Consider the following 4346-nt stretch of genomic DNA (forward strand, 5'->3'; position numbering starts at 1 on the left):
GCGCCGCCTTCGCGGCGATCGCGGCAAAGGCCTCGGGCCAGCTTGCCGCGCGCAGCTTGCCGGCCTCGCGGATATAGGGCCGGTCCAGGCGCTGGGTGCGCAGGCCGTCGACGATGTGACGGGTCTTGTCGGAGATCCACTCCTCGTTCACGGCCTCGTTGATGCGCGGCAGCACGCGCATCACCTCGCGTCCGCGGGTATCGACGCGGATCGCCGAGCCGATGCCGTCCATGACGTCGATCGACTGGGTCTTGCCGAGCTCCCACGGGCGGGCCGCAAAGGCATAGGGCTTCGAGGTCAGCGCGCCGACCGGGCAGATGTCGACGAGATTGCCCTGCAATTCGGACGTCAGCGCGTGCTCGAGATAGGTGGTGATCTCCATGTCCTCGCCGCGACCGGTCGCACCCATTTCCGGGGCGCCGGCGACTTCCGCCGAGAAGCGGACACAGCGCGTGCACTGGATGCAGCGGGTCATCGAGGTCTTGACCAGCGCGCCGAGATATTTGTCCTCGACGGCGCGCTTGTTCTCGGCAAAGCGGCTGGTGTCGACACCGTAGCCCATCGCCTGGTCCTGCAGGTCGCATTCGCCGCCCTGGTCGCAGATCGGGCAGTCGAGCGGATGGTTGATGAGCAGGAACTCCATCACGCCTTCGCGCGCCTTCTTCACCATCGGCGAACGCGTGGAGATCTCCGGCGGCTCACCCTTCGGACCCGGACGGCAATCGCGCACGCCCCAGGCGCAGCTTGCGACCGGCTTCGGGCCGCCCTTCACTTCGACGAGGCACATCCGGCAATTGCCGGCGATCGACAGCCGCTCGTGGTAGCAGAAGCGCGGAATCTCGGCGCCCGCGGCCTCGCAGGCCTGGAGCAGCGTGTACTCCGCCGGGACATCGATCTCTTTGCCGTCGATGATGAGCTTGGTCATTCTTCCTACTCCGCCGCGACCATGTTCACGGGATCGCGGACTCCGGCATCGTCGATGTCGGCCTTGTGCGAATACTGGTCGATGCGCGCTTCGATCTCATGACGGAAATGCGCGATCAGGCCCTGGATCGGCCAGGCGGCTGCGTCGCCGAGCGCGCAGATGGTGTGGCCTTCGACCTGCTTGGTGACTTCGAGCAGCATGTCGATCTCGCGCTTGTGGGCGCGACCCTCGGCCATGCGGGTGAGCACGCGCCACATCCAGCCGGTGCCCTCGCGGCACGGCGTGCACTGGCCGCAGCTCTCGTGCTTGTAGAAATAGGAGATGCGGGCGATCGCGCGGATCAGGTCGGTCGACTTGTCCATCACGATCACGGCCGCGGTGCCGAGGCCCGAGCGCAACTTGCTCAGGCTGTCGAAGTCCATCGGCGTGTCGATGATCTGCTCGGCCGGCACCATGCGCACCGACGAACCGCCGGGAATCACGGCCTTCAGATTGTCCCAGCCGCCGCGGATGCCGCCGCAGTGCTTGTCGATGAGCTCGCGGAACGGAATGCCCATCGCCTCTTCGACGTTGCAGGGCCGCTCGACATGGCCGGAGATGCAGAACAGCTTGGTGCCGACATTGTTCGGACGGCCGATGCCGGCGAACCATGCCGCGCCGCGCCGCAGGATGTCCGGCGCGACCGCGATCGACTCGACGTTGTTCACGGTGGTCGGACAGCCGAACAGGCCGACATTCGCCGGGAACGGCGGCTTCAGCCGCGGCTGGCCCTTCTTGCCTTCGAGGCTTTCGAGCAGCGCGGTCTCCTCACCGCAGATATAGGCGCCCGCGCCGTGCGCGACGTAGATGTCGAACGGCCAGCCGTTGACGTTGTCCTTGCCGACCAGCTTGGCGTCGTAGGCCTGGTCGATCGCGGCCTGCAGGTGCTCGCGTTCGCGGATGAACTCGCCGCGGACGTAGATGTAGCAGGTGTGCGCGTTCATCGCACAGCTCGCGATCAGGCAGCCCTCGATCAGGAGATGCGGATCGTGCCGCATGATCTCGCGATCCTTGCAGGTGCCGGGTTCGGACTCGTCGGCGTTGACGACGAGATAGCTCGGCCGTCCGTCGGTCGATTCCTTCGGCATGAAGGACCATTTCAGACCGGTCGGGAAGCCGGCGCCACCGCGCCCGCGCAGGCCCGAGGCCTTCATCTCGTTGATGATCCAGTCGCGGCCCTTGTCGATGATGGCCTTGGTGCCATCCCACGCGCCACGGCGCCGCGCGCCCTCGAGCCCCCAGTCGTGGAGGCCGTAGAGGTTCTTGAAGATGCGGTCCTTGTCCTCGAGCATGTCAGTGCTTTCCGATCAACGATTGGCTTGCTTGTAGGCAAGCCCGGCGGCGCAGACGGCAAAGGTCAGCGCCCACAGCAGACTGGATTCCTGCGACGCGTTCATCGTGAAGCGCTGCAGCAGGAACATGAAGACGGCCGCGATCGCGGCATGCATGGCGACGAAGCCCCATTTCTTCACCGCCCCGCTCCTCTCCATCGCCGGCATCATCAAATCACGCATCAGGTCGTCTCCTTCAGCGTGGTCGGTCCGGTGATCGGCGCCGAGAACTGGCGGCCGTTCTGCGGACCGGGCTTGGGCGGATTGCCGGAGGCGAAGCCGTCCAGCACCTTGCCCAAGGTTTCCTTGGTCAGATCCTCGTAGGTGTCCTTGCCGATCAGCACCATCGGCGCGTTCACGCAGGCGCCCAGGCACTCCACCTCTTCCCAGCTGAAATTGCCGTCCTTGGAGAGGTGGAAGGGATCGTGATGAATACGGCTCTCGCAGACGTGGATCAGGTCCTCGGCACCGCGCAGGCGGCACGGCGTGGTGCCGCAAACCTGGACATGGGCCTTCTTGCCGACGGGCGCGAGCTGGAACATCGTGTAGAACGTCACGACTTCGAGCACACGGATATAGGGCATGTCGAGCAGGTCGGCGATGACGCGGATCGCGGCTTCCGACACCCAGCCCTCGTTCTGCTCCTGCGCCCGCCAGAGAATTGCGATGACGGCGGAAGCCTGGCGTCCGGCCGGATACTTCGCGATCTGCTGCTTCGCAAACGCGAGGTTCTCCTCCGTGAACGCGAAGCTCGCGGGCTGGACTTCCTTGGGGGCTAGTCGGCGGACGGACATCTCTTCAATCTCTCACTGGATGCGGCGCGCGGTCTTCGCATTCAAGGCATCGATCCTCTTCTGCCAGAATGCGCTTGCCGTGCCGAAAACGTTGTAGCCGACGTGGGTGGAGACCTTGATCCGGTCGAGGATCGACAATTCGGTCACCGTTTCCATGCGCCTGGTGCTGGGATCGTAGACGATCAGCTTCAGCGGGGTGTGCTCAAGGATGTAGCGCGACACCGCGTGCGAGCGATCGCTGCCGTGCTCCTCGCACATGATCACGCTGTCGGCTTCGAGCAGCCGGGCGCCGCCCTTGATCGCCTCGATCTCGACGCCCTCGACGTCGAGCTTGATCAGGTACTTGCCGGTGGGCGCCACCTTGCCGTCATCGATGAGGTTGTCGAGCGCGACGACCGGCACTTCCTCGCCGCCCGCCGACGGATCGCCGGCGATGCTGAAGGCCTCGTGCTTGGTCCCGGACAGCCGCGCCGTGCCGCGGGTGGCGCCGATGGCGCACTTCATGGTCTCGAAGCGGTCGCCGTTGACGCGCGCATTGTTGGCGAGCTTCGAATAGTTCTGCGCGGACGGCTCGATCGCGATCGCCTTGTGCGAGCCGAACGGCTTGCTGGAGACCAGCACCGACCAATAGCCGTAATTGGCGCCGCAATCGATCAGCGTGTAGTCGACGTCGACCGAGCCCGCGAACAGCAGCTCGAGTTCGTCTTCGTAATTGTAGGAGCGGTTGAGCAGCTTGCTCCAATAGCCGTCGCCATAAGGGAATTCGAACACGGCGTCGGGGTTGAGCTTGATCGCGATGTTGCGCGCGGGCAGCGTCTTGCGCAGCAGATTGGCGCAGGCGATGTAGCCCATGTGCGAGAAATGCGACGAGATCTTCGAGCCCGTCACCAGCGCCAAGGCAGCCGTCCGCTCCCACAGGTTGGCCCCTTCAAGGGCCCCCGAGGCGCGGTCAAACTGGATTGGCGCCTGCGCCATCACCGATCGACCTCTCCGAACACGATGTCGAGCGAACCCAGGATCGCCGAGACGTCGGCGAGCAGGTGGCCCCTGCAGATGTGGTCCATCGCCTGCAGATGGGCGAAGCCCGGCGCGCGGATCTTGCACTTGTAGGGCTTGTTGGTGCCGTCGGCGACGAGATAGACGCCGAACTCGCCCTTCGGCGCCTCGACCGCGGCATAGACCTCGCCGGCCGGCACGTGAACGCCTTCGGTGTAGAGCTTGAAGTGGTGGATCAGCGCTTCCATCGAGCGCTTCATC

5 protein-coding genes and 1 pseudogene are annotated in these 4346 nt (G+C 65.1%); all 6 read right to left on the minus strand.

Going from position 1 to position 4346, the window contains the following annotated elements:
• The coding region (gene nuoG / locus QM712_RS36010) for an NADH-quinone oxidoreductase subunit NuoG (RefSeq protein WP_415027897.1) at positions 1–925 on the minus strand (925 nt) is incomplete at its 3' end.
• Between the two features lie 5 nt (positions 926–930).
• Entirely contained in the window at positions 931–2256 is a 1326-nt protein-coding gene (nuoF, locus tag QM712_RS36015; protein ID WP_415027898.1) for an NADH-quinone oxidoreductase subunit NuoF, read from the minus strand.
• 15 nt (positions 2257–2271) lie between these two features.
• On the minus strand, positions 2272–2478 hold the full coding sequence (locus tag QM712_RS36020) for a hypothetical protein (RefSeq protein WP_415027899.1): 207 nt from the start codon (positions 2476–2478) through the stop codon (positions 2272–2274).
• Entirely contained in the window at positions 2478–3089 is a 612-nt protein-coding gene (nuoE, locus tag QM712_RS36025; RefSeq protein WP_415027900.1) for an NADH-quinone oxidoreductase subunit NuoE, read from the minus strand. Before nuoE ends, QM712_RS36020 begins: the two co-directional genes overlap by 1 nt.
• Positions 3090–3101: 12 nt before the next feature.
• Positions 3102–4064 (minus strand): FkbM family methyltransferase, encoded by a 963-nt coding sequence (locus QM712_RS36030; RefSeq protein WP_415027901.1) that lies wholly within the window; start codon positions 4062–4064, stop codon positions 3102–3104.
• A pseudogene (locus QM712_RS36035) lies at positions 4064–4346 on the minus strand (NADH-quinone oxidoreductase subunit D); the annotation flags it as partial. The pseudogene QM712_RS36035 and the gene QM712_RS36030, both read right to left, overlap by 1 nt.

The sequence above is a fragment of the Bradyrhizobium sp. genome, from assembly GCF_047605465.1.
GTDB lineage: Bacteria > Pseudomonadota > Alphaproteobacteria > Rhizobiales > Xanthobacteraceae > Bradyrhizobium.

Excerpts from the sequence above, each read along its gene's own strand:
- nuoE (WP_415027900.1), bottom strand. The coding sequence starts at position 3,089 with ATGTCCGTCCGCCGACTAGCCCCCAAGGAAGTCCAGCCCGCGAGCTTC.
- QM712_RS36030 (WP_415027901.1), bottom strand. The coding sequence starts at position 4,064 with ATGGCGCAGGCGCCAATCCAGTTTGACCGCGCCTCGGGGGCCCTTGAA.
- nuoF (WP_415027898.1), bottom strand. The coding sequence starts at position 2,256 with ATGCTCGAGGACAAGGACCGCATCTTCAAGAACCTCTACGGCCTCCAC.
- QM712_RS36020 (WP_415027899.1), bottom strand. The coding sequence starts at position 2,478 with ATGCGTGATTTGATGATGCCGGCGATGGAGAGGAGCGGGGCGGTGAAG.